The 2,109-nt window shown below is 72.0% G+C and carries 4 protein-coding genes; 2 read left to right on the plus strand and 2 right to left on the minus strand.

Annotated features, from left to right (window positions below):
• Window positions 1–140 precede the first annotated feature (140 nt).
• Entirely contained in the window at window positions 141–902 is a 762-nt protein-coding gene (locus ACIRD3_RS40490) for an aquaporin (protein ID WP_402227138.1), read from the plus strand.
• A gap of 67 nt (window positions 903–969) precedes the next feature.
• Here ACIRD3_RS40490 and ACIRD3_RS40495 read toward each other — a convergent pair whose 3' ends face one another.
• Both ACIRD3_RS40495 and ACIRD3_RS40500 read right to left on the minus strand, forming a co-directional pair.
• Window positions 970–1,443, minus strand: coding sequence for a GNAT family N-acetyltransferase (locus ACIRD3_RS40495; protein WP_402227142.1), 474 nt, complete (start codon window positions 1,441–1,443; stop codon window positions 970–972).
• Window positions 1,444–1,493: 50 nt separating this feature from the next.
• Window positions 1,494–1,847: an ArsR/SmtB family transcription factor gene (locus ACIRD3_RS40500; protein ID WP_402227140.1), complete on the minus strand. Its 354-nt coding sequence runs from the start codon at window positions 1,845–1,847 to the stop codon at window positions 1,494–1,496.
• 125 nt (window positions 1,848–1,972) lie between these two features.
• Between ACIRD3_RS40500 and ACIRD3_RS40505 the strand changes: the two genes are divergently transcribed.
• Window positions 1,973–2,109 (plus strand): FAD-dependent oxidoreductase (locus ACIRD3_RS40505; RefSeq protein ID WP_402227144.1); only part of this gene is annotated, 137 nt, incomplete at its 3' end.

Raw genomic sequence — 2,109 nt, forward strand, 5'->3', positions numbered from 1 at the left:
GCCCTGGAGGCCGTGGCCGGAGAGTTCGCCGGGCTGGCCGCCACCGCCCGCGAAGCCGCCGCGGAAGGCCGCAAGCGGTCCTGCTGAACCACCCCAGCCCGATCCCGGCGGCCCACCCGCCCCTGCACAGGAGTGCCCTGATGAGTGCCATAGACGAAGCCAGACCCGAGACCACCGAGGCAGAGCCGCTGGCCATTGAGCCGCCGGCGGTCCCGTTGCTGAACCGGGTGGCGGCCGAGCTGGTCGGCACTGCCGCCCTGGTCGCGGTCGTGGTCGGCTCCGGCATCCAGGCGACCGAGCTCAGCAAGGACGTCGGCGTGCAGCTGCTGGCCAACTCGCTGGCCACCGTCTTCGGCCTCGGCGTGCTGATCCTGCTGCTCGGCCCCATCTCCGGCGCGCACTTCAACCCGGTCGTCACGCTGGCCGAGTGGTGGACCGGCCGCAAGGACCCCAAGGGCCTGGGCGCCCGCGAGGTCGCCGCGTACATCCCCGCGCAGATCGCCGGGGCGATCGGCGGAGCGATTCTCGCCGACGCCATGTTCGGGCAGGCGCTGGTTAAGTGGTCCACCCATGACCGCTCGGCCGGGCACCTGCTGATCGGCGAGGTCGTCGCCACCACCGGTCTCGTCCTGTTGATCTTCGGGCTAGCGAAGACGGACCACCTGCGCTTCGCCCCCGTCGCGGTCGCCTCCTACATCGGCGCCGCGTACTGGTTCACCTCCTCCACCTCCTTCGCCAACCCGGCCGTCACCATCGGCCGCGCGTTCACCGACACCTTCGCCGGGATCGCACCCAGCTCCCTGCCCGGCTTCATCGGCATGCAGTTGATCGGCGGCGTGGTCGGCCTGCTCTTGGTCGCTCTGATCTTCGACCAGCGCCGCCGGGCCGCAGCCGCGAAGTAGTCCCCCCTTTGCCGCGATGGCGCCGCCCCAGCTGGGGCGGCGCCATCTGCGCATGTACGGGGGCGGATCAGGTGACGGCAGGACTGCGGCGCTCGATCAGCAGCACGTCGCGCCACACCCCGTGGTGGCGGGCGACGCGCTCGCGGGTACCGATCACCCGGAACCCGGCGCGGGCGTGCAGGGCGAGGCTGGCGGTGTTCTCCGGGAACACCCCGGACTGGATCGTCCAGATCCCGGCCGCCTCGGTCGAGGCGACCAGAGCCTCCAGCAGGGCCCCGGCCACGCCACGGCCGCGCGCCTCGGGGTGGACGTAGACGGAGTGCTCGACCACCCCCGCGTACGCGGGCCGGGCGGAGACCGCGCTCACCGCCGCCCAGCCCAGCACCTCGCCCGCCACACCCAGAGCAACGTGCCGGTGGCCGGGCAGTCGGGCGGCGTCGAAGACCTCCCAGGCGGGTGCGGCGGTCTCGAAGGTGGCGTTGCCCTCCTCGACGCCCGCCCGGTAGATCGCCAGGACCTGTTCGGCGTGCTCGGGCCCCATCGGGGCGATGGTGACGACGGCGTGCGGCAACGAGGGCTCCCCGAGCGAGGTCAGCGGTTGAGGTCGAGCAGGGCGGCCATGCCGGCCACCACCGAGGGCGCGACCTGGTAGTACACCCACGTGCCCCGGCGCTCGCTGGTCAGCAGCCCGGCCTCGCGGAGCTTCTTCAAGTGGTGGGAGACGGTCGGCTGCGACACGCCGACGTCCTGGATGTCGCACACGCACGCCTCCCCGCCCGGGTGAGAGGCGATCTTCGAGAACAACCGCAGCCGGACCGGGTCGGACAGCGCCTTGAACATCGCGGCCATCCGCACCGAGTCCTCCACGGACAGCTCGGCCGAGGTGATCGGCGGACAGCACGGCGCGACTTCGGGCTCCAGGATCGTCAGCTCCAGATTCGACATGTGTCTATGTTGACATCCATCGAATCGGAGTGGCAAGGTCGAGATCGTCAACACATCGACGTTTGTCGAATCAGGCGGAGTGGCCGGGGGCCGCGTCCGCCTCGACCGCGAAGGGGACCACCGCCATGTCCGAAGGCTCCGACCTGCCCGTCCTCGTCATCGGCGCCGGCCCGATCGGCCTGGCCGCCGCCGCCCACCTCACCGAGCGCGGCCTGACCCCGCTGGTCCTCGAAGCGGGCCCGGCAGCCGCCAGCGCGGTGCG

The sequence above is a fragment of the Kitasatospora sp. NPDC093550 genome (assembly GCF_044764985.1).
Taxonomy (GTDB): domain Bacteria; phylum Actinomycetota; class Actinomycetes; order Streptomycetales; family Streptomycetaceae; genus Kitasatospora.

Bases quoted from the DNA above. Each gene is read 5' to 3' on its own strand.
- ACIRD3_RS40490 (WP_402227138.1), top strand. From the start codon at position 141: ATGAGTGCCATAGACGAAGCCAGACCCGAGACCACCGAGGCAGAGCCG.
- ACIRD3_RS40500 (WP_402227140.1), bottom strand. From the start codon at position 1,847: ATGTCGAATCTGGAGCTGACGATCCTGGAGCCCGAAGTCGCGCCGTGC.
- ACIRD3_RS40495 (WP_402227142.1), bottom strand. From the start codon at position 1,443: ATGGGGCCCGAGCACGCCGAACAGGTCCTGGCGATCTACCGGGCGGGC.